Consider the following 21,525-nt stretch of genomic DNA (forward strand, 5'->3'; position numbering starts at 1 on the left):
TGGGGAAATCATCGCGCGACGTTAACGCAAACGCTTGCGCCGCATCGCAGCACCGCTAAGGTGCTGCGCGTGAAAGCAAGAGGGCCGGCCATGTTCAACAAGATCCTGATTGCCAACCGGGGCGAAATCGCGATTCGCGTCATGCGCGCGGCCAATGAACTGGGCAAGAAAACGGTTGCGGTCTTTGCAGAGGAGGACAAGCTGAGTCTGCACCGCTTCAAGGCGGACGAGGCCTATCGAATCGGTGAAGGGCTTGGCCCGGTCGCGGCCTATCTGTCCATTCCTGAAATCATCCGGGTTGCCAGGGAATCGGGCGCCGACGCGATCCATCCGGGCTATGGTCTCTTGTCCGAAAACCCCGATTTCGTGGATGCCTGCGGCGCGGCGGGCATTGCCTTCATCGGCCCGCGCGCCGACACGATGCGCGCGCTTGGCGACAAGGCCAGCGCCCGGCGCGTGGCGATCGAGGCAGGCGTTCCGGTCATCCCCGCGACCGAGGTGCTGGGCGACGACTTCGACGCCATCAAGCGTCAGGCCGCCGAGATCGGCTATCCGCTGATGCTGAAGGCCAGCTGGGGCGGCGGCGGGCGCGGAATGCGGCCTATCAACAACCCCGATGAACTGGTCGAGAAGGTCCGCGAGGGCCGACGCGAGGCCGAGGCGGCCTTTGGCAATGGCGAAGGCTATCTGGAAAAGATGATCCAGCGCGCCCGCCATGTCGAGGTGCAGCTGCTGGGCGACATGCATGGCGGGCTTTACCATCTGTTTGAGCGCGACTGCACCGTCCAGCGGCGCAACCAGAAGGTCGTGGAACGCGCCCCAGCGCCCTATCTGACCGATGCGCAGCGCGCCGAGGTCTGCGGCCTGGCGCTGAAGATCGGGAAGGCGGTCGGCTATCAGAATGCCGGCACGGTCGAGTTCCTGATGGATATGGACAGCGGCCAGTTCTACTTCATCGAGGTGAACCCCCGCGTGCAGGTCGAGCATACCGTGACCGAGGAGGTCACCGGCATCGACATCGTCCAGGCCCAGATCAGGATCGCCGAGGGCGCGACCCTGGCCGAGGCAACCGGCCATGCCCGGCAAGAGGACATCACCCTGTCCGGCCACGCGCTGCAATGCCGTGTGACGACCGAAGATCCGCAGAACAACTTCATCCCCGATTACGGGCGGATCACGGCCTATCGCAGCGCCACGGGCATGGGCATCCGCCTCGATGGCGGCACGGCCTATTCCGGTGGCGTCATCACGCGCTATTACGATTCGCTGCTGGTCAAGGTGACGGCCTGGGCGCAGACGCCCGATCAGGCGATCAAGCGGATGGACCGGGCCTTGCGCGAATTCCGCATCCGGGGCGTCTCCACCAATATCGACTTTGTCATCAACCTGCTGAAGCATCCTGCCTTTCTGGATGACAGCTATACGACCAGGTTCATCGACACGACCGAAGAACTGTTCGAGTTCAAGAAGCGGCAGGACCGGGCGACCAAGATCCTGACCTATCTGGCCGATATCAGCGTCAACGGGCATCCCGAGACGGCGGGCCGCCCCCGGCCGCCCGCTCAGGCGGTCGCGCCCAAACCGCCCGCGCCTTTGGCCGAACCCGTGCCCGGCACGCGCCAGTTGCTGGAGGAGAAGGGCCCGCAGGCAGTGGCCGATTGGATGGCCGCGCAGAAGCGGTTGCTGATCACCGACACCACCATGCGCGACGGGCACCAATCGCTGCTGGCCACGCGGATGCGCTCGATCGACATGATCCGCGTGGCGCCATCCTACGCCGCGAACCTGCCGCAGCTGTTCAGTGTGGAATGCTGGGGGGGCGCGACCTTCGACGTGGCCTACCGCTTCCTGCAGGAATGCCCCTGGCAGCGGCTGCGCGACATCCGCGCGAAGATGCCGAACCTGATGACGCAGATGCTGTTGCGCGGGTCGAACGGGGTGGGTTACACGAATTATCCCGACAATGTGGTGCAGTTCTTCGTGAAGCAGGCGGCCAGGACGGGCGTGGACGTGTTCCGCGTTTTCGACAGCCTGAACTGGGTCGAGAACATGCGCGTCGCGATGGATGCCGTCCTTGAAAGCGGCAAGATCTGCGAGGGCACTGTCTGCTACACCGGCAACATGCTGGACCCGAACCGGTCCAAGTATGACCTGAAATACTATCTCCGCACCGCGCAGGAACTGAAGGCTGCGGGCGCGCATGTGCTGGGTGTCAAGGACATGGCCGGGCTGCTGAAGCCGGCGGCTGCGCGCGTCCTCATCAAGGCGCTGAAAGAGGAAGTGGGGCTGCCGATCCATTTCCACACGCATGACACCAGCGGCATGGGCGGCGCGACGATTCTGGCCGCGGCCGAGGCCGGGGTGGACGCCGTCGATTGCGCGATGGATGCGTTGTCGGGCAATACCAGTCAGCCCACGATGGGCAGCGTGGTCGAGGCGCTGGCCCAGACCGATCGCGACACGGGCCTCGATATCGGCGCCATCCGCGCGATCAGCAATTACTGGGAACGCGTGCGCGAGGGTTACGCGGCCTTCGAATCGGGCCTGCAATCGCCGGCCTCCGAGGTCTATCTGCACGAGATGCCCGGCGGGCAGTTCACCAACCTCAAGGCTCAGGCGCGTTCGATGGGGCTCGAGGATCGCTGGCACGAGGTCGCGCAGGCCTATGCGGATGTGAACCGACTGTTCGGCGACATCGTCAAGGTCACGCCCTCGTCCAAGGTGGTGGGCGATATGGCGCTGATGATGGTCGCGCAGAACCTGACGCCCGAGGACGTGGCCGATCCCGCGCGCGAAGTCAGCTTCCCCGAATCGGTGGTGGACATGATGCGCGGCAATCTGGGTCAGCCCCCCGGCGGCTGGCCCGAGGCGATCCAGCGCAAGGTGCTGAAGGGCGAGACCCCGATCACCGATCGCCCCGGCGCGCATCTGCCGCCCGTGGACCTCGAGGCCGAGCGCGCCAAGCTGTCCCAGATGCTGGACGGTCGCGCCATCGACGACGAGGATCTGAACGGCTACCTGATGTATCCCAAGGTCTTCACCGACTACATGGCCCGCCACGAGATCTACGGCCCGGTCCGCACCTTGCCGACCCGCGCCTTTTTCTACGGGATGGAGCCAGGGCAGGAGATCAGCGTCGAGATCGACCCCGGCAAGACGCTGGAGGTGCGGTTGCTGACCATTGGCGAGACCGACGAGAAGGGCGAGGTCAAGGTTTTCTTCGAGTTGAACGGCCAGCCTCGGCAGGTCCGCGTGCCGAACCGCAAGGCGGGCGGCGGCGCTGCGGCGCGCCCCAAGGCGGATTCGACGAATCCTGGCCATGTCGGCGCGCCAATGCCGGGCGTCGTGGCCTCGGTCGCGGTGACGGTGGGGCAGGTGGTCAGTCAGGGCGATCTGATGCTGACGATCGAGGCGATGAAAATGGAGACCGGCATCCATGCCGAGCGCGAGGGCACGGTCAAGGCCGTCCATGTCGCTCCTGGCCAGCAGATCGACGCCAAGGATCTTCTGGTCGAAATCGACTGACGGCGGCCTGCCGGCGCGATTGCGACAAGATGTCGGCCCCGACAGGGCGCCGCCGGGCTGGAACGACACTGCGCAAGGCCCCATATTCGTGGGCATCACCCCGTTCCGGGGTTGATGCCCGTCACGCCGTCCGGGCTGCCCCATCACCCGGATCATGGTCCAATTCGACGCGGAAACAGCCTTTCGCGCCCGTTGACCCGGATGTCTGCCGGGTCTAAACGGCACTCAGCCAACCCGTCGCGGGGGAAGCCAAGATCCCCGCGACCGACAAGGGGATCAAGCCCGTGGAAAATCTTCTGCAGGATTATCTGCCCGTCCTCGTCTTTGCGGGGATGGCTGCTGCGCTCGCGTTGATATTGCTGCTTTCGGCCATCGTGATCGCGGTCCGCAACCCGGACCCCGAGAAGGTCAGCGCCTATGAATGCGGCTTCAACGCCTTTGACGACTCGCGGATGAAGTTCGACGTGCGCTTCTACCTTGTCGCCATCCTGTTCATCATCTTCGATCTGGAAGTCGCCTTCCTGTTTCCCTGGGCCGTCAGCCTGTCGAACATCAGCGATACGGCGTTCTGGTCGATGATGGTGTTCCTGGGCGTGCTGACCATCGGCTTTGCCTATGAGTGGAAGAAAGGGGCCTTGGAATGGGCGTGATGGCTGGGGCGAATACGGCCGGTCCCGATCGCGAGGTCGCGACCGCCGCGCTGAACCGCGAATTGCAGGACAAGGGCTTCCTGCTGACCACGACCGAGGACATCATCAACTGGGCGCGCAACGGCTCGCTGCACTGGATGACCTTCGGGCTGGCTTGCTGCGCGGTCGAGATGATGCACACCTCGATGCCCCGCTATGACTTGGAGCGCTTCGGGACTGCGCCGCGCGCCAGCCCGCGCCAATCCGACCTGATGATCGTCGCGGGGACGCTGACCAACAAGATGGCACCCGCGCTTCGCAAGGTCTATGATCAGATGCCCGAGCCGCGCTATGTCATCAGCATGGGGTCGTGCGCCAATGGCGGCGGCTATTACCATTACAGCTATTCCGTGGTGCGCGGCTGCGACCGGATCGTGCCCGTGGACATCTACGTCCCCGGCTGCCCGCCGACTGCCGAGGCGCTGCTTTACGGCATCCTGCAACTTCAGCGCCGCATCCGGCGCACCGGCACGCTGGTGAGGTAATGATGGCCGTCTATCCCGATCTCGACGCGCTGGATCAACTGGCCGAACACATCAAGCTGCGCCGTCCCGACCAGGTCATCGACGCAGGCACCGCGCATGGCGAACTGACCGTGACCGCCACCGCGGCGGGCATTCTTGACCTGATCGAGTTCCTGCGCGGCGACAGCGCCTGCCGCTTCTCGACGCTGGTGGACATCACGGCGGTCGATTACCCGGCGCGTCCGCAGCGCTTCGACGTGGTCTATCACCTGCTGTCGATGTATCAGAACCAGCGCATCCGTGTGAAGGTGGCGATCCGTGAGGACGAGATGATGCCCTCTCTGACGGGCATCTTCCCCGCGGCCAACTGGTTCGAGCGCGAGGTGTTCGACATGTTCGGCATCCTCTTCACCGGGCATCCGGACATGCGCCGCATCCTGACCGATTATGGTTTCACCGGACATCCGCTGCGCAAGGATTTCCCGACGACCGGCTATGTCGAGGTCCGCTATGACGAGACCGAGAAGCGCGTCGTCTATGAGCCTGTCAAGCTGGTGCAGGAATACCGCCAATTCGATTTCCTGTCGCCTTGGGAAGGCGCGCACTACGTCCTGCCCGGCGACGAGAAAGGGGCCGCGAAATGATGGACGGCGACATCCGCAAGAAAGATTATGATGACGGCACCTCGGATTTTCTGACCGACGAGCAGCGCATCCGGAACTTCAGCGTCAATTTCGGCCCGCAGCACCCCGCGGCGCATGGCGTGCTTCGTCTGGTGCTGGAACTGGATGGCGAGGTGGTCGAACGTGCCGATCCGCATATCGGGCTGCTGCATCGCGGCACCGAAAAGCTGATGGAAAGCCGCACCTACCTGCAGAACCTGCCTTATTTCGACCGGCTGGATTACGTCTCGCCCATGAACCAGGAACATGCCTGGTGTCTGGCGATCGAGCGTTTGACCGGCACGGTCGTGCCGCGCCGCGCCAGTCTGATCCGGGTGCTTTACTCGGAGATCGGGCGCATCCTGAACCATTTGCTGGGCCTGACCACGGGCGCGCTGGACGTGGGGGCGCTGACGCCGCCGCTCTGGGGGTTCGAGGCGCGCGAAGACCTGATGATCTTTTACGAACGCGCCTGCGGGGCGCGTCTGCACGCGGCCTATTTCCGCCCCGGCGGCGTTCATCAGGATCTGCCGCCCGACCTGATCGACGATATCGAAGCCTGGTGCGAGAAATTCCCCCGGGTGCTGGATGATCTGGATACGCTGCTGACCGAAAACCGCATCTTCAAACAGCGTCTGGTCGGCATCGGCGTAGTCACTCAGCAGGATGCGCTGGATTGGGGTTTCTCGGGCGTGATGGTGCGCGGTTCGGGCATGGCCTGGGATCTGCGCCGCGCCCAGCCCTACGAGTGCTACAACGAATTCGACTTCAGGATCCCGGTCGGCACGAATGGCGATTGCTACGACCGCTTCCTGTGCCGGATGCAGGAGATGCGCGAGTCGGTGTCGATCATGAAGCAGGCCATCGCCAAGCTGCGCGAACCGGCGGGGCAGGGCGACGTGCTGGCGCGTGGCAAGCTGGCCCCGCCCAAGCGCGGCGACATGAAGCGCGACATGGAAAGCCTGATCCACCACTTCAAGCTCTATACCGAGGGCTTCAAGGTTCCGGCAGGCGAGGTCTATGCCGCAGTCGAGGCGCCCAAGGGCGAATTCGGCGTCTATCTGGTCAGCGACGGGACGAACAGGCCCTATCGCGTCAAGCTGCGGGCGCCGGGCTTCCTGCATCTGCAATCCATGGACTGGATGGCCAAGGGTCATCTGCTGGCCGATGTGCCCGCGCTGATTGCCACCCAGGATATCGTCTTCGGAGAGGTTGACCGCTGATGCTGCGCCGCCTGCACCCCGTCCAGCCGGACAGTTTCGAATTCACCCCCGCAAACCTGGAATGGGCGCGGGCGCAGATGACCAAATACCCGGAAGGCCGCCAGCAATCGGCGATCATCCCGGTCCTGTGGCGCGCCCAGGAGCAAGAGGGCTGGCTGTCCCGTCCTGCCATCGAATATTGCGCCGATCTGCTGGGTATGCCCTATATCCGGGCGCTCGAAGTGGCGACGTTCTACTTCATGTTCCAGCTGCAACCTGTTGGAACAGTGGCCAATATCCAGATCTGCGGCACGACGACCTGCATGATCTGCGGCGCCGAGGCGCTGATCGAGGTCTGTAAGCGCAAGATTGCGCCGACGCCGCACACCTTGTCGCCCTGCGGCAAGTTCAGTTGGGAAGAGGTCGAATGTCTGGGCGCCTGCGCCAATGCACCGATGGCCCAGATCGGCAAGGACTATTACGAGGATCTGACGCCCGAGAGTCTCGAAGCGTTGATCGACCGCATGTCGGCGGGCGAGGTTCCGCTGCCGGGCTCGCAGACCGGCCGCTTTGCCTCGGAGCCTGCGACGGGGCTGACCAGCCTTGCCAATGAGGCGAGGGACGAGAGCGCGAATGCCAGCGTGGCGCTGGCCCGCAAACTGGGCGAAACGCTCAAGCGGATCGACGGAACCGAAGTGCCGATCCTGACCAAGTGGCTGGAGCGCAAGCGTCCCGAGGCGGCCGCCGATGACCGTGAGGGTGAAAACACTGTCCCCGAGGCCGATCCCAAACCGTCCGAGGGCAAACCCGCCGACAAGACTGGCGTGACCGTGCAGGAGGCGCAGGCTTCCTCTGCCGCCCGCCCAGTATCGGCGCGCGAGCCGGCAGGCATCCGCGACGACGAGCAGGCGGCACAGAAGGACGGATAATCGGATCGAGGCCCGGTAGCAGGAGAAGGCGATGAACCGCGCGACGCGCAGCACATGCGGCATCTTCGGCGCCCTTGGCGGGGTGCTGGCAGTCTTGTCGCTTGGGCTTTTCGGCTGGCCGGCGTCTCTGCTTCCGGGCGCGATGCTGGCGATCATTCTGTCGGGGCTGCCGGTCTTGTTGAGCCACGCAGGCCAGACGGGCATGGATGGCGAGGTCTGTCCCCGGACCGTTCCTGCTGAGGTTGGCACTGCCCATGTCCTTTTGGTGACGGTGACGCAGGCCGCGCAATCGGAGGGTGCGCAATGACCCCCGAACAGCGTGATGCGCAGCAGATGCGGCTTGTGGGCATCGTGATCGCGGTCACGATGGTGGCCTGGCTGGGCATGCAGATGCTTGGCCGAGAATTTGACTTGGCGGCGCGATGGGCCTTTCTGGTCGATCTTGCCGCCATCGGCGCTTTTGTCTGGTCGCTTCTTGTGACCTGGCGTATCTGGCGGCGCAGGAATGCGTGACGCCCGGATGAGAGGATCGAGGAACGGATGCTGAAGGACCAGGACCGCATTTTCACCAACCTCTACGGGATGGGCGATCGCAGCCTGGCCGGCGCACGAAAGCGCGGCCATTGGGATGGCACCGCCGAGATCATCTCGCGCGGACGCGACAAGATCATCGAGCAGGTGAAGGCCTCGGGGTTGCGCGGCCGGGGCGGGGCGGGTTTTCCCACGGGTCTGAAATGGTCCTTCATGCCCAGGGAATCGGATGGGCGTCCCAGCTATCTGGTGATCAATGCTGACGAATCCGAGCCCGCGACCTGCAAGGACCGCGAGATCATGCGCCACGATCCGCATACCCTGATCGAGGGTGCGCTGATCGCCAGCTTTGCCATGGGCGCGCATGTCAGCTATATTTATCTGCGTGGCGAATATATCCGCGAGCGCGAGGCCCTGCAGGCCGCGATCGACGAATGCTATGATGCGGGCCTTCTGGGCCGCAATGCCTGCGGTTCGGGCTGGGATTTCGACCTCTACCTGCACCACGGCGCTGGCGCCTATATCTGCGGCGAGGAAACCGCGCTGCTGGAAAGCCTGGAAGGCAAGAAGGGTATGCCGCGCATGAAACCGCCCTTCCCGGCGGGCGCTGGTCTTTACGGCTGTCCGACCACGGTGAACAACGTCGAATCAATCGCAGTGGTGCCGACGATCCTGCGTCGCGGGCCGGAATGGTTCGCCAGCTTCGGGCGTCCGAACAATGCCGGCGTCAAGCTGTTCGGCCTGACCGGCCACCTGAACGCCCCCTGCGTCGTCGAAGAGGCCATGTCGATCCCGCTGCGCGAGCTGATCGAAAAACATGGCGGCGGCGTGCGCGGCGGCTGGAAGAATCTCAAGGCGGTGATCCCCGGCGGCGCCTCATGCCCGATCCTGACGGCCGAGCAATGCGAAAACGCCATCATGGATTATGACGGGATGCGCGAGCTGCGATCCTCTTTCGGCACTGCCTGCATGATCGTGATGGATCAGTCCACCGATGTCATCAAGGCCGTGTGGCGTCTGTCCAAGTTCTTCAAGCACGAAAGCTGCGGACAATGCACGCCCTGCCGTGAGGGGACCGGCTGGATGATGCGCGTGATGGAGCGTCTGGTCACCGGCGAGGCCGAGATCGAGGAAATCGACATGCTGCTGGACGTGACCAAGCAGGTCGAGGGTCACACGATCTGCGCCTTGGGCGATGCGGCCGCCTGGCCGATCCAGGGCCTGATCCGCAACTTCCGCGGCGAGATCGAGGACCGGCTGAAAGCCAGAAAGACCGGGCGCATGGGGGCGCTGGCGGCGGAATGATCCAGGGGGCGGCATATCACGCGACGCGCACGCGCTCGTGTCGGGCGAAAACCCGGTCCGGTGCTTATGTGGGGGCTCGAACCCATCGAAAGGACCGTGCCATGTTTCGCCCTCTGATCGCTGCTGCCCTGCTGGCCGCCACCCCTGCCGCTGCCCTGGAGCCCCTGTCCGAGAACACCTATGTCATTGACCGCCTTGTTCAGGCGCGCGTGGCAGACGTGCTGCGCCGGGGCTGTCCAACGCTGGATGCGCGCATGGTGCGCGCCTTCCGCGAGGCGCGCGCGCTCAAGCGCCACGCGCTGGACCAAGGTTACAGCGAGGCAGAGATCGACGCGTTTCTGGGCGATCGGGAACAGCGTCAGCGCATCTACGCAGAGGCCGACCGCTACATGCGCGCCAATGGCGTGGTGAACGGCCAGCCCGACACGTTTTGCCGCCTCGGGCGGGACGAAATCGCACGGCAGACGGTCGCCGGATCGCTGTTGAGTGCCAGGTAAGGATGAAATCATGGCAGAATTGCGGACAATCAGGATCGACGGCAAGGATATCGAGGTCGATCCCAACCTGACCCTGATCCAGGCCTGCGAACAGGCCGGGATCGAGATCCCGCGTTTCTGCTATCACGAGCGGCTGTCCATCGCGGGCAATTGCCGCATGTGCCTGGTCGAAATCGTGGGCGGTCCCCCCAAACCCGCGGCCTCTTGCGCCATGCAGGTCAAGGATCTGCGCCCCGGCCCCGATGGCGCGCCTTCGGAAATCCGCACCAACAGCCCCATGGTCAAGAAGGCCCGCGAGGGGGTGATGGAGTTCCTGCTGATCAACCACCCGCTGGATTGCCCGATCTGCGACCAGGGCGGCGAGTGCGATCTTCAGGACCAGGCCATGGCCTATGGCGTCGATTTCAGCCGCTATCGTGAGCCCAAGCGCGCGGCCGAGGAACTGAACCTCGGCCCGCTGGTCGAAACGCACATGACCCGTTGTATCAGCTGCACCCGCTGCGTGCGCTTCACGACCGAGGTCGCGGGCATCACCCAGATGGGCCAGACCGGCCGCGGCGAGGATAGCGAAATCACCAGCTACCTGAACCAGACGCTGGCCTCGAACCTTCAGGGCAACATCATCGACCTTTGCCCGGTGGGCGCGCTGGTCTCGAAGCCCTATGCCTTCACCGCCCGTCCCTGGGAGCTGACCAAGACCGAGACCATCGACGTGATGGACGCCCTTGGCAGCAATATCCGTGTCGATACCAAGGGCCGCGAAGTGATGCGGATCCTACCGCGCAACCATGACGGCGTGAACGAGGAATGGCTGTCGGACAAGTCGCGCTTTGTCTGGGACGGCCTGCGCCGCCAACGCCTTGACCGTCCCTATATCCGCGAGAACGGCAAGCTGCGCCCGGCTTCGTGGTCCGAGGCCCTGTCGGCCGCGGCCGCTGCGATGCGTGGTGGCAAGGTCGCCGGTCTGGTGGGTGATCTGGCTCCGGTCGAGGCGGCATTCAGCCTCAAGTTGCTGATCGAGGGCCTGGGCGGCTCGGTCGAATGCCGGACGGACGGCGCGAAACTGCCCGAGGGGAATCGTTCGGGCTATGTCGGCAACGCACAGATTGCGGATCTGGACGATGCCGCCTTCGTCATGCTGATCGGCACCAATCCCCGCGACGAGGCGCCGGTGCTGAATGCCCGCATCCGCAAGGCCTGGACACGCGGGGCCGATATCACGCTGATCGGCGAGCCGGTCGATCTGACCTATGACTACACCCATGCTGGCAATGACCGCGCGGCGTTGGCGAAACTGCTGGCCCAGGCTGGGCCGCAGGACAAGCCCGGCGTGGTAATCGTGGGGCAGGGCGCCCTGCGCGAGGCTGACGGCGCGGCCGTTCTGGCCCACGCGATGGCGCTGGCCGAGGCGACCGGCGCGCGCCTGATGGTGCTGCACCTGGCTGCGTCGCGTGTGGGCGCCATGGATATTGGTGCGGTCACGCGGGGCGGCCTGTCGGCTGCCATCGAGGGTGCCCAGGTCATCTACAATCTGGGCGCCGACGAGGTCGAGATCGCGGCCGGGCCGATGGTGATCTATCAGGGCAGCCACGGCGATCGCGGCGCGCACCGCGCCGATATCATCCTGCCCGCTGCCTGTTATACCGAGGAAATGGGCCTCTTCGTGAACACCGAGGGGCGTCCTCAACTGGCGATGCGCGCGAATTTCGCGCCGGGCGAGGCCAAGGAGAACTGGGCGATCCTGCGGGCGCTGTCGGGCGAACTGGGTCGGACTCTGCCCTGGGACAGCCTGACGCAACTTCGCCGCAAGCTGGTCGAGGCCGTGCCGCATCTGGCCGAGGTCGATCAGGTCGCCGAAAACGACTGGCAGCCTGTGCCGATGGCCGAACTGGGCCAAGCGCCCTTCGTCTATCCGGTGCGCGACTTCTATCTGACCAACCCGATTGCACGCTCTTCGCCGCTGATGGGGGAATTGTCGCGGATGGCGGCGGCGCGCAACGCGCCCGCCCTTGCGGCCGAGTGACGGTCATGGCGCGCCTTGCTCGCCAGATCTGGACGCGCGGCGCCCTTCTTCTGGGGGCACTGGCCTTTGCCGCCTGTGCCGACAAGACCGGCCATGGCCGGGATGGCAGCGAACGTCCGCGCGCCAAGCCCGCCGAGGTGACGGCGCTTTTGCCAGGTGGAGGCGCGGATGTCGAAAGCCTCAGCCGGGCGCAGATTTCGACCGGATCGGGTGAGATCCTGATTCTCGAACCCGATGGCAGCGTGACCACCATGTCGCTGGACAGCCCCGAGGGCCGCGACGCCTTCATGGTGACACAGGCCGATCTGGAGGCGCTAAACGCGAACCTGGATCTTGACCTTTCCGCGTTGGTCGCGCCCGACATGCCGCGCCGCAAGACCGCGCAGGAACGGGCGCTGGAGGAATTCGCCGCCCGCACCCAACCCGCCCTGCCGGCACTGCGACCCGGAATCGAGATCAAGGACGAGGACTTCATCGCTGCTCGCGTGGACAGTCTGAACCCCGAGCGCGGCAATGATCTGGTCGAGGTGACTGCCAATCTGCGCGAGGGGGTGGACGCCGAAATCGGCTTTGCGTATGCCACCTGCGCATTGGCAGGCTGGGCCGACAGGAACGGGATCGCCTTTGGGCGCCATATCCGCACCCTGTCCGCCACGCGGAACGGCAAACTTCTGGTCGGCTCGGCCTTCACCCTGTCGGGTGACAGACCACTGGGGCTGCGGGTGATGGAAACGAAAGAGACCTTGCGCGAATGCGAGGCACGCGGCATTCCCGCGGCTTAGGAACTGGGGACAGGCGACATGGCTGAATTCTGGCAATCTTCGTGGGGCATCGCGCTGATCCTGCTGGCGCAGGGGCTGGCAATCATCGCCTTCGTGATGCTGTCGCTGGTCTATATGGTCTATGGCGACCGCAAGATCTGGGCCGCGGTCCAGATGCGGCGCGGCCCGAACGTCGTGGGCCCCTGGGGTCTGTTGCAGACCTTTGCCGATGCACTGAAATTCGTGGTCAAGGAAGTCGTCGTGCCTGCGGGCGCGGATCGCTTCGTGTTCTTTCTCGCGCCCTTCCTGTCGATGACGCTGGCGCTGCTGGCCTTCGTCGCGATTCCCTTCGCGCCAGGCTGGGTCATGGCCGATCTGAACGTCGCCATCCTGTTCATCTTCGCGGTCTCCTCGCTGGAGGTTTACGGCGTGATCATGGGGGGCTGGGCGTCGAACTCGAAATATCCGTTCCTCGGCTCGCTGCGTTCTGCCGCGCAGATGATCAGCTATGAGGTCTCGCTGGGCCTCATCATCATCGGCGTGATCATCTCGGCGGGCTCGATGAACCTGACCGCCATCGTCGAGGCGCAGCGCGGCGCGGGCGTCCTGTCCTGGTTCTGGCTGGCGCATCTGCCGATGCTGGCGCTGTTCTTCATCTCGGCTTTGGCCGAAACGAACCGCCCGCCCTTCGATCTGCCCGAGGCCGAATCGGAACTGGTGGCGGGCTTCATGTCGGAATATTCCTCGACCGCCTATCTGCTGTTCATGGCCGGAGAATACATCGCCATCTGGCTGATGTGCGCGCTGATCTCGCTGCTGTTCTTCGGCGGCTGGCTGTCGCCCATCCCGGGCCTGCCTGACGGGGCGCTCTGGATGTTCCTGAAGATGGTGTTCTGGTTCTTCATGTTCGCCATGGTGAAGGCCATCGTGCCGCGCTATCGCTATGACCAGCTGATGCGCGTGGGTTGGAAGGTGTTCCTGCCGCTGTCGCTGGCCTGGGTGGTGATCGTCGCCTTCCTCGCCCGCTTCGAGGTCGCCGGCGGCTTCTGGGCCCGCGCGGCGGGGATGTGAGCCCGATGATGCAAGACGCCAGGGTCCGGTCGCCCAAGCAAGGAGAGCAAGTCTGATGGCTTTCGACATCGCACGCGCCACCAAGTATTTCCTGTTGGTGGACTTCCTCAAAGGGTTCGGGGTGGGAATGAAATATTTTTTCGCGCCCAAGGCCACGCTGAACTATCCCCACGAAAAGGGCCCGCTTTCGGCCCGTTTCCGGGGCGAGCACGCGCTGCGCCGCTATCCGAACGGCGAGGAACGCTGCATCGCCTGCAAATTGTGCGAGGCGATCTGCCCCGCTCAGGCAATCACCATTGATGCCGAGCCGCGCGAGGATGGCTCTCGCCGGACCACGCGCTATGACATCGACATGACGAAGTGCATCTATTGCGGCTTTTGTCAGGAAGCCTGCCCGGTCGATGCCATCGTCGAAGGGCCGAACTTCGAATTCGCCACCGAAACGCGCGAGGAACTCTATTACGACAAGCAGAAGCTGCTGGATAACGGCGCCCGGTGGGAAGCCCAGATCGCCCGCAACCTTGCGATGGATGCGCCCTACCGATGACCGATGCGTTCCGACAGATGTTCCAGCAGATGCTTGCCCAGGGGCAGGAGATGGCGCGGGCCTTCAACCCCGCGCTGGAGCATCTGGACCTGCGCGCCTTCGAGAAGATGATTCCGACCATGCCGGCCGAGATGCTGGAGATGTGGTTCGGCAAGACCTTCAACCGTGACGGTCTGGATGCCAAAACGCGGCTTCTGGTCACCATCGCCGCGCTGACCGTTCAGGGCGCTCATGCCGAGCCGCAGCTGCGCCTGACCATTCGCCATGCGATCGAGGCCGGTGCCAAGCCGCGCGAGATCGCCGAGGTGATCTGGCAGATGGGCATGTTCGGCGGCCTGCCCGCCATGCAGAAGGCGCTGGAAATCGCCCAGGGCGTCTTTACCGAATCCGATAGGAGCGAGACCGCATGATCACCTTTGCCTTCTACCTGTTCGCGATCACGGTCTGCCTGTCGGGCATCATGGTCGTCATGGCGCGCCATCCGGTCCATTCGGTCCTGTGGCTGATCCTGGCCTTCATCTCGGCGGCGGGGCTGTTCATCCTGCTCAGCGCCGAATTCGTCGCCATGCTGCTGATCATCGTCTATGTGGGCGCGGTCGCGGTTCTGTTCCTGTTTGTCGTGATGATGCTGGATGTCGATTTCGGCAGCCTGAAATCCCAACTGGTGCGCTATGTGCCTGTGGGCGGGCTGATTGCGCTGATCCTGCTGGCCGTGCTGGCCATCGCCTTCGGCGACTGGCAGAGCGCCGATGATGCGCTGGCGATGCGGGCCGTCCCGGTCGAGCCGGGCGTGCAGAATACCCCTGGCATCGGCATGGTGCTTTACGATCAGTATATCCTGCCCTTCCAGGTGTCGGGTCTGATCCTGCTGGTGGCGATGATCGGTGCGATCACGCTGACCATGCGCCACCGCCGCGACATCAAGCGTCAGGACGTGCTGGCCCAGATGCACCGCGACCCCGCCAAGGCCATGCAGCTGCGCGACGTGAAGCCGGGGCAGGGGCTCTGAGGCCCCCGCCGACCGCCAGGGAACAGCAACGGGTGAACGACCCGGAGGGACAGAACAGATGATCGGATTGTCACATTACCTGATCGTGGGGGCGGTGTTGTTCGTCACCGGGATCTTCGGCATCTTCGTGAACCGGAAGAACGTCATCGTCATCCTGATGTCGATCGAACTGATGCTTCTGGCGGTCAACATCAACTTCGTGGCCTTCTCGGCCTATCTGGGCGACCTGACGGGACAGATCTTCACACTGTTCGTCCTGACGGTGGCCGCCGCCGAGGCTGCGATCGGCCTTGCCATCCTGGTCGTGTTCTTCCGCAACCGCGGCTCGATCGCGGTGGAAGATGTCAACGTGATGAAGGGGTAAGCGGATATGGCGCAATTCATCCTTTTCGCGCCCCTGCTGGGCGCACTGATCGCAGGCTTCGGCTGGCGCCTGATCGGAGAGCGGGGCGCGCAGGTGCTGACCACCGCGATCCTGTTTGCCGCCGCCGCCGCCAGCTGGTTCGTGTTCCTGACCTTCGACGGCCAGCTTCAGCGCATCCCGGTGCTGGACTGGATCGTGTCGGGCGATTTCGTCAGCGAATGGGCGATCCGTCTGGACCGGCTGACCGCAATCATGCTGATCGTCGTCACCTCGGTTTCGGCCCTGGTTCACCTCTACAGCTTCGGCTACATGGCCCATGACGAGAATTTCGGCGATGACGAGCCCTACAGGGCGCGCTTCTTCGCCTATCTCTCGTTCTTCACCTTCGCCATGCTGATGCTGGTCACGGCCGACAACCTGCTGCAGATGTTCTTCGGATGGGAGGGCGTGGGCGTCGCGTCCTATCTGCTGATCGGCTTCTACTTCAAGAAACAATCGGCGGGCGCGGCGGCGATGAAGGCCTTCATTGTCAACCGCGTGGGCGATTTCGGCTTTCTGCTGGGCATCTTCGGGATCTGGTGGCTGACCGGCACGATCCAGTTCGACGAGATCTTCGCGCAGGTTCCCGCGCTGGCCACGACCGAGATGACGTTCCTGTGGCGCGACTGGAATGCGGCCAACGTGCTGGCGGTCCTGCTGTTCATCGGCGCGATGGGCAAGTCGGCGCAGCTTTTCCTGCATACCTGGCTGCCCGACGCGATGGAAGGCCCGACCCCGGTGTCTGCGCTGATCCACGCGGCGACCATGGTGACGGCGGGCGTGTTCCTGGTCTGCCGCATGTCGCCGCTCTACGAATTCGCGCCCGAGGCGAAAATGTTCATCGTTTATATCGGCGCGACGACGGCCTTCTTTGCCGCGACCGTGGGGCTGGTGCAAAACGACATCAAGCGTGTGATCGCCTATTCGACCTGCTCGCAACTGGGCTACATGTTCGTGGCGGCGGGTGTCGGCGTTTACTCGGTCGCGATGTTCCATCTGTTCACCCACGCCTTCTTCAAGGCGATGTTGTTCCTGGGCGCGGGCTCGGTGATCCACGCCATGCACCACGAACAAGACCTGCGCAATTACGGTGGTCTGCGGAAAAAGATTCCGTTCACGTTCTGGATGATGATGATCGGCACGCTGGCCATCACCGGCGTCGGCATTCCGCTGACCCATATCGGCTTTGCGGGCTTTCTGTCCAAGGATGCCGTGATCGAGAGCGCGTTTGCTTCGGGCAGTGGCTATGCCTTCTGGATGCTCGTGATCGCGGCGCTGATGACGAGCTTCTATTCCTGGCGGCTGATGTTCCTGACCTTCTTCGGCAAGCCGCGTGGCGATCATCACGCGCATGAGCACGCGCATGAGGGTCCGCGCGTCATGACCATTCCGCTGGCCGTGCTGGCTGTCGGTTCGATCCTTGCAGGCATGGTCTGGTACAATGCCTTTTTCGGCAAGGACGAGACCGTGCGTGGCTTCTTCGGCATCGAGATCGCGGCCGCTTCACATGGGGATGACCATGGCGCCGATCACGGGGCCGAGGCTGCGGGGCTGGACACCGCGCTTGAGGGCAGTGTGGCCGAGGCCGATCATGCCCAACCCGAAGGGGGCGCTGTCCACCCTGCCGCGGGCGCGGCCGCTGATCCGGCCCAGATCAATGTGGGGCCGGGGGCGATCTTCATGCATCCCGACAATCATGTGATGCATGACGCGCATTATGTTCCGACTTGGGTCAAGGTCTCGCCCTTCGTCGCCATGCTGATCGGTCTGGCGCTGGCCTGGCTGATGTATATCCGCTATCCCGAGGCGCCGGCCAAGCTGGCCGCCCAGCAGCGCGGGCTTTATCAGTTCCTGCTGAACAAGTGGTATTTCGACGAGATCTACGACTTCCTCTTCGTCCGTCCCGCACGCTGGCTGGGTGCCAGGTTGTGGACGGGCGGCGACCGGGCCGTCATCGACGGCGCGATCAACGGGCTGGCCCTGGGGGTGATCCCTCGGCTGACCCGCTTTGCCGGGCGGGTTCAGTCCGGCTATGTCTTCCACTACGCCTTTGCGATGGTTCTGGGCATCGTGGGCTTGCTGATCTGGGTGATGATGCGGGGCGCGCACTGACATGACGAACCTTCTTTCGATCATCACCTTCCTGCCGATCGTCGCGGCGGGGATCCTGGCCCTGTTCCTGCGCGGCGATGACGCGGCCGCGCAGAAGAATGCCAAATGGCTTGCCCTGATCGCCACCAGCGCGACCTTCCTGATCTCGCTGTTCCTGCTGGCGGGCTTCGACCCCTCGGATACGGGCTTCCAGTTCGTCGAGGATCATGCCTGGATCATGGGCCTGCGCTACAAGATGGGTGTGGACGGCATCTCGATCCTGTTCGTGCTGCTGACCACCTTCCTGATGCCGCTGACGATCCTGTCCTGCTGGGAGGTCAAGCACCGGGTCAAGGAATACATGATTGCCTTCCTTGTGCTGGAAGGCCTGATGGTCGGCGTCTTCACGGCGCTGGACCTGATCCTATTCTACCTGTTCTTCGAGGCGGGCCTCATTCCGATGTTCCTGATCATCGGCATCTGGGGCGGCAAGGATCGCATCTACGCGAGCTTCAAGTTCTTCCTCTATACCTTCATCGGCTCGGTCCTGATGCTGGTCGCCATGATCGCCATGGCGAGGACCGCGGGCACCACGGATATCGAGGCGCTTCTGGCCTTTGATTTCCCCTCGGATACGATGCGGATTCTGGGGCTGACGGTGGTCGGCGGAATGCAGACGCTGCTGTTCCTGGCCTTCCTGGCCAGCTTCGCGGTCAAGATGCCGATGTGGCCGGTCCATACCTGGCTGCCCGATGCGCATGTCCAGGCGCCCACCGCCGGGTCTGTCGTGCTGGCCGCGGTGCTGCTGAAGATGGGGGGCTATGGCTTCATCCGCTTCAGCCTGCCGATGTTCCCGGTGGCTTCGGACCTGATGCAGCCGCTCGTGCTGTGGCTCTCGGCCATCGCCATTGTCTATACTTCGCTGGTGGCACTGGCGCAGAGCGACATGAAGAAGCTGATCGCCTATTCGTCGGTCGCCCATATGGGCTATGTCACCATGGGCATCTTTGCGGCGAACCAGCAAGGTCTGGACGGCGCGATCTTCCAGATGCTGTCGCATGGCTTCATCTCGGGCGCGCTGTTTCTGTGCGTCGGTGTGATCTACGACCGGATGCACACGCGCGAGATCGACGCTTATGGCGGCCTGGTGAACCGGATGCCGGTCTATGCGCTGGTCTTCATGTTCTTCACCATGGCCAATGTCGGCCTGCCCGGCACCTCGGGCTTCGTGGGTGAGTTCCTGACCCTCTTGGGTGTGTTCCGGGCAAATACCTGGGTGGCCTTTGTCGCGGCGACGGGTGTGATCCTGTCGGCGGCCTATGCGCTGTGGCTTTACCGCCGCGTGACGATGGGTGCCCTGATCAAGGAAAGCCTCAAGACGATCACCGACATGACGCCGCGCGAAAAGTGGATCTTTGCGCCGCTGATCGCCATGACCCTGATCCTGGGCGTCTATCCGCGCCTTGTCACCGACATCACCGGCCCGTCGGTCGAGGCGCTGCTGGTGAATTTCCACGACGCCCTGCCGACCCAGGCCGAGGCAAGCGACGATCTGGCGCAAGCCGCCGTCAGCCATTGAGGACAGTTTGATGACCGGAATCGATTTCTCCACCATCCTGCCCGAGCTTTGGCTGGCCATCTACGCGCTGGCCGCGCTGATGGCGGGCGCCTATTTCGGCAAGGACCGGATCGCGCGGCCGATCCTCTGGGCCAGCGTTCTGGCGTTGCTCGTCGCCGCCTTCTACATCGGCGTGACCGAGCGTCCCGACCAGGTCTCGTTCTTCGGCATGTTCGCCGATGATGCCTTTGGCCGCTTCGCCAAGGTGACGCTGCTTCTGGCCGGTGCTGCGGTGCTGGCCATGAGCGCGGATTACATGGAGCGTCACGCGCTGCTGCGCTTCGAATACCCGATCCTGATCGTGCTGGCCTCGCTTGGCATGATGCTGATGGTCTCTGCCAGCGACCTGCTGACGCTGTATATCGGCCTCGAACTGCAATCGCTGTCGCTCTATGTCGTGGCGTCGATCCGCCGGGACAGCGCGAAGTCCTCCGAGGCGGGGCTGAAATACTTCGTGCTGGGCGCGCTCAGTTCGGGCGTGCTGCTCTATGGCGCATCGCTCGTTTACGGCTTTGCGGGCACGACGAATTTCGCGGGCATCCTTCAGGTCGTGTCCGAGGGCGAGCTGTCCACCGGCCTGCTGTTCGGTCTGGTCTTCCTGCTGGTCGGTCTGGCCTTCAAGGTCTCGGCGGTGCCCTTCCACATGTGGACGCCCGACGTTTATGAGGGCTCTCCCACGCCGGTCACGGCCTTCTTCGCCACCGCGCCCAAGGTCGCGGCCATGGCGCTGCTGGCGCGGCTGATGTTCGACGCCTTCGGCAATGTCGTCGCGGACTGGACGCAGATCATCGCCTTTCTTGCGGTGCTGTCGATGTTTCTTGGCGCGATCGCCGGGATCGGACAGCGCAACATCAAGCGGCTGATGGCTTATTCCTCGATCGCGCATATGGGCTTTGCGCTGGTGGGGCTGGCGGCCGGAACGGCAGTCGGCGTGCAGGCGATGCTGCTCTACATGGCGATCTATGCGGTGATGAACGTGGGCAGTTTTGCCTTCATCCTGTCGATGGAGCGTGACGGCCGCCCGATCACCGATCTGGACAGCCTGAACCGTTTCGCCTCGGCGGAACCTCTCAAGGCGCTGGCCGTGCTGTTGCTGATGTTCAGCCTTGCGGGCGTGCCGCCTCTGGTCGGGTTCTGGGCGAAATACGGCGTGCTGACGGCAGCCGTCGATGGCGGATTGGCCTGGCTGGCGGTGGCCGGTGTGATTGCCTCGGTGATCGGCGCCTTCTATTATCTGCGGATCGTCTATTACATGTATTTCGGCGCCGAGACCGAGGGCCTGACCTCTCGCATGGGCGCAGTGCAATATGCCGCGCTGATCGTCCCGGCTTTCGCGCTGCTGCTGGGTTCGATCACGCTTCTGGGCCTGGACGACGCAGCGGCGGTTGCGGCCGAGTCGCTGGTCGGCGCGCTGACGGCTGCGGGTGAGTAAGGCGCCCGTGGCCACCTGGCCCGAGGGCGTGGCGCGCCACGTCCTCGACCGCGTGGACAGCACCAATGCCGAGGCGCTGCGGATGGCGCCGCATCTCTCGGGCCCGACCTGGATCATGGCCCGCCGGCAAGAGGCAGGCCGCGGCCGGCGGGGCAGGCCCTGGGCCGATCCTCGCGGCAATTTCGCGGCGACGCTGCTGCTGCGTCCCGATGGCGGCGCGGGACAGGCGGCCTTGGCCTCGTTCGTAGCCGCGCTGGCGGTGCACGACGCGGTGCGGAGCCTGTGCGGTCCGCAGGGTTCGCTTTTGCTGAAGTGGCCCAATGACGTGCTTCTGAATGGCGGCAAGCTGTCCGGCATCCTGCTGGAAAGCAGCGGTTCGGGCCGGGGTGTCGTCGCGCTGGCCGTGGGGATCGGGATCAATCTGACCGATGCACCCGAAGCCAGCCAGGTCGAGCCCGGCGCGGTGCGGCCCGTCAGCCTGGCCGGAGAGACGGGCATCGCCCCCAGCCAGGACGAGATGCTGGACGCGCTGGCCGCGGCCTTCGATCACTGGTGGCGCCAGTTGCAGACCTACGGCTTCGCGCCGATCCGAGCCGCCTGGCTGGCCCGCGCTGCCAAGCTGGGCGAGACGCTGACTGCACGCCACGGCACCGGCCAGACTGTCGGACGGTTCGAGGGCATCGACGAAACTGGCGCGCTGATCCTGACGACTGCACGGGGGCGCGTGGCCATCGCTGCCGCCGACATCCATTTCGGAGAAGCATAA

At 64.2% G+C, this 21,525-nt stretch carries 21 protein-coding genes; all 21 read left to right on the forward strand.

The annotated features are described in order from the left end of the window. Positions 1-90 precede the first annotated feature (90 nt). The 21 genes from pyc to KY389_RS07920 all read left to right on the forward strand — a co-directional run bounded on the left by pyc (position 91) and on the right by KY389_RS07920 (position 21,525). Complete coding sequence (gene pyc / locus KY389_RS07820) at positions 91-3,525, forward strand: pyruvate carboxylase (RefSeq protein WP_219830334.1); 3,435 nt, start codon at positions 91-93, stop codon at positions 3,523-3,525. 332 nt (positions 3,526-3,857) lie between these two features. Next, on the forward strand, positions 3,858-4,175 hold the full coding sequence (ndhC, locus tag KY389_RS07825) for an NADH-quinone oxidoreductase subunit A (protein WP_246588023.1): 318 nt from the start codon (positions 3,858-3,860) through the stop codon (positions 4,173-4,175). Then, the gene (locus KY389_RS07830) at positions 4,166-4,699 is read left to right on the forward strand and encodes a NuoB/complex I 20 kDa subunit family protein (protein ID WP_219830336.1); all 534 of its coding nucleotides are present in this window, start codon (positions 4,166-4,168) and stop codon (positions 4,697-4,699) included. Before ndhC ends, KY389_RS07830 begins: the two co-directional genes overlap by 10 nt. 2 nt (positions 4,700-4,701) lie before the next feature. Next, positions 4,702-5,322 (forward strand): NADH-quinone oxidoreductase subunit C, encoded by a 621-nt coding sequence (locus KY389_RS07835; RefSeq protein ID WP_219830337.1) that lies wholly within the window; start codon positions 4,702-4,704, stop codon positions 5,320-5,322. Next, the gene (locus tag KY389_RS07840) at positions 5,319-6,563 is read left to right on the forward strand and encodes an NADH-quinone oxidoreductase subunit D (protein WP_219830339.1); all 1,245 of its coding nucleotides are present in this window, start codon (positions 5,319-5,321) and stop codon (positions 6,561-6,563) included. Before KY389_RS07835 ends, KY389_RS07840 begins: the two co-directional genes overlap by 4 nt. After that, the gene (nuoE, locus tag KY389_RS07845; protein WP_219830341.1) at positions 6,563-7,471 is read left to right on the forward strand and encodes an NADH-quinone oxidoreductase subunit NuoE; all 909 of its coding nucleotides are present in this window, start codon (positions 6,563-6,565) and stop codon (positions 7,469-7,471) included. Before KY389_RS07840 ends, nuoE begins: the two co-directional genes overlap by 1 nt. Positions 7,472-7,502: 31 nt before the next feature. Continuing rightward, positions 7,503-7,778, forward strand: a complete 276-nt coding sequence (locus KY389_RS07850) for a hypothetical protein (protein WP_219830343.1) — start codon at positions 7,503-7,505, stop codon at positions 7,776-7,778. After that, the gene (locus KY389_RS07855; RefSeq protein ID WP_219830345.1) at positions 7,775-7,984 is read left to right on the forward strand and encodes a DUF5337 domain-containing protein; all 210 of its coding nucleotides are present in this window, start codon (positions 7,775-7,777) and stop codon (positions 7,982-7,984) included. Before KY389_RS07850 ends, KY389_RS07855 begins: the two co-directional genes overlap by 4 nt. Before the next feature lie 27 nt (positions 7,985-8,011). After that, positions 8,012-9,307, forward strand: a complete 1,296-nt coding sequence (gene nuoF / locus KY389_RS07860; protein ID WP_219830347.1) for an NADH-quinone oxidoreductase subunit NuoF — start codon at positions 8,012-8,014, stop codon at positions 9,305-9,307. A gap of 101 nt (positions 9,308-9,408) precedes the next feature. Next, on the forward strand, positions 9,409-9,804 hold the full coding sequence (locus tag KY389_RS07865; RefSeq protein WP_219830348.1) for a DUF5333 domain-containing protein: 396 nt from the start codon (positions 9,409-9,411) through the stop codon (positions 9,802-9,804). 10 nt (positions 9,805-9,814) lie between these two features. After that, on the forward strand, positions 9,815-11,827 hold the full coding sequence (gene nuoG, locus KY389_RS07870) for an NADH-quinone oxidoreductase subunit NuoG (protein ID WP_219830349.1): 2,013 nt from the start codon (positions 9,815-9,817) through the stop codon (positions 11,825-11,827). Between the two features lie 5 nt (positions 11,828-11,832). Beyond that, the gene (locus KY389_RS07875) at positions 11,833-12,609 is read left to right on the forward strand and encodes a hypothetical protein (protein WP_246588019.1); all 777 of its coding nucleotides are present in this window, start codon (positions 11,833-11,835) and stop codon (positions 12,607-12,609) included. Between the two features lie 18 nt (positions 12,610-12,627). Beyond that, entirely contained in the window at positions 12,628-13,659 is a 1,032-nt protein-coding gene (gene nuoH, locus KY389_RS07880) for an NADH-quinone oxidoreductase subunit NuoH (protein ID WP_219830350.1), read from the forward strand. Between the two features lie 55 nt (positions 13,660-13,714). Further along, positions 13,715-14,206, forward strand: a complete 492-nt coding sequence (gene nuoI, locus KY389_RS07885; RefSeq protein WP_219830351.1) for an NADH-quinone oxidoreductase subunit NuoI — start codon at positions 13,715-13,717, stop codon at positions 14,204-14,206. Beyond that, complete coding sequence (locus KY389_RS07890) at positions 14,203-14,616, forward strand: carboxymuconolactone decarboxylase family protein (protein ID WP_219830352.1); 414 nt, start codon at positions 14,203-14,205, stop codon at positions 14,614-14,616. The genes nuoI and KY389_RS07890 overlap by 4 nt, the downstream gene beginning before the upstream one ends. Then, positions 14,613-15,215 (forward strand): NADH-quinone oxidoreductase subunit J, encoded by a 603-nt coding sequence (locus KY389_RS07895; protein WP_219830353.1) that lies wholly within the window; start codon positions 14,613-14,615, stop codon positions 15,213-15,215. The genes KY389_RS07890 and KY389_RS07895 overlap by 4 nt, the downstream gene beginning before the upstream one ends. A 58-nt stretch (positions 15,216-15,273) precedes the next feature. After that, positions 15,274-15,579 carry an NADH-quinone oxidoreductase subunit NuoK gene (nuoK, locus tag KY389_RS07900; protein ID WP_219830354.1) on the forward strand — a complete coding sequence of 102 codons (306 nt, stop codon included), beginning with the start codon at positions 15,274-15,276 and terminating at the stop codon, positions 15,577-15,579. A gap of 6 nt (positions 15,580-15,585) precedes the next feature. Further along, positions 15,586-17,730: an NADH-quinone oxidoreductase subunit L gene (gene nuoL / locus KY389_RS07905; protein WP_219830355.1), complete on the forward strand. Its 2,145-nt coding sequence runs from the start codon at positions 15,586-15,588 to the stop codon at positions 17,728-17,730. Position 17,731: 1 nt separating this feature from the next. Next, positions 17,732-19,288, forward strand: a complete 1,557-nt coding sequence (locus KY389_RS07910; protein ID WP_219830356.1) for an NADH-quinone oxidoreductase subunit M — start codon at positions 17,732-17,734, stop codon at positions 19,286-19,288. Positions 19,289-19,298: 10 nt separating this feature from the next. Then, complete coding sequence (gene nuoN / locus KY389_RS07915; RefSeq protein WP_219830357.1) at positions 19,299-20,759, forward strand: NADH-quinone oxidoreductase subunit NuoN; 1,461 nt, start codon at positions 19,299-19,301, stop codon at positions 20,757-20,759. Between the two features lie 7 nt (positions 20,760-20,766). Further along, complete coding sequence (locus KY389_RS07920) at positions 20,767-21,525, forward strand: biotin--[acetyl-CoA-carboxylase] ligase (protein WP_219830358.1); 759 nt, start codon at positions 20,767-20,769, stop codon at positions 21,523-21,525.

It is taken from the genome of Paracoccus bogoriensis, from assembly GCF_019431455.1.
Taxonomy (GTDB): domain Bacteria; phylum Pseudomonadota; class Alphaproteobacteria; order Rhodobacterales; family Rhodobacteraceae; genus Paracoccus; species Paracoccus bogoriensis.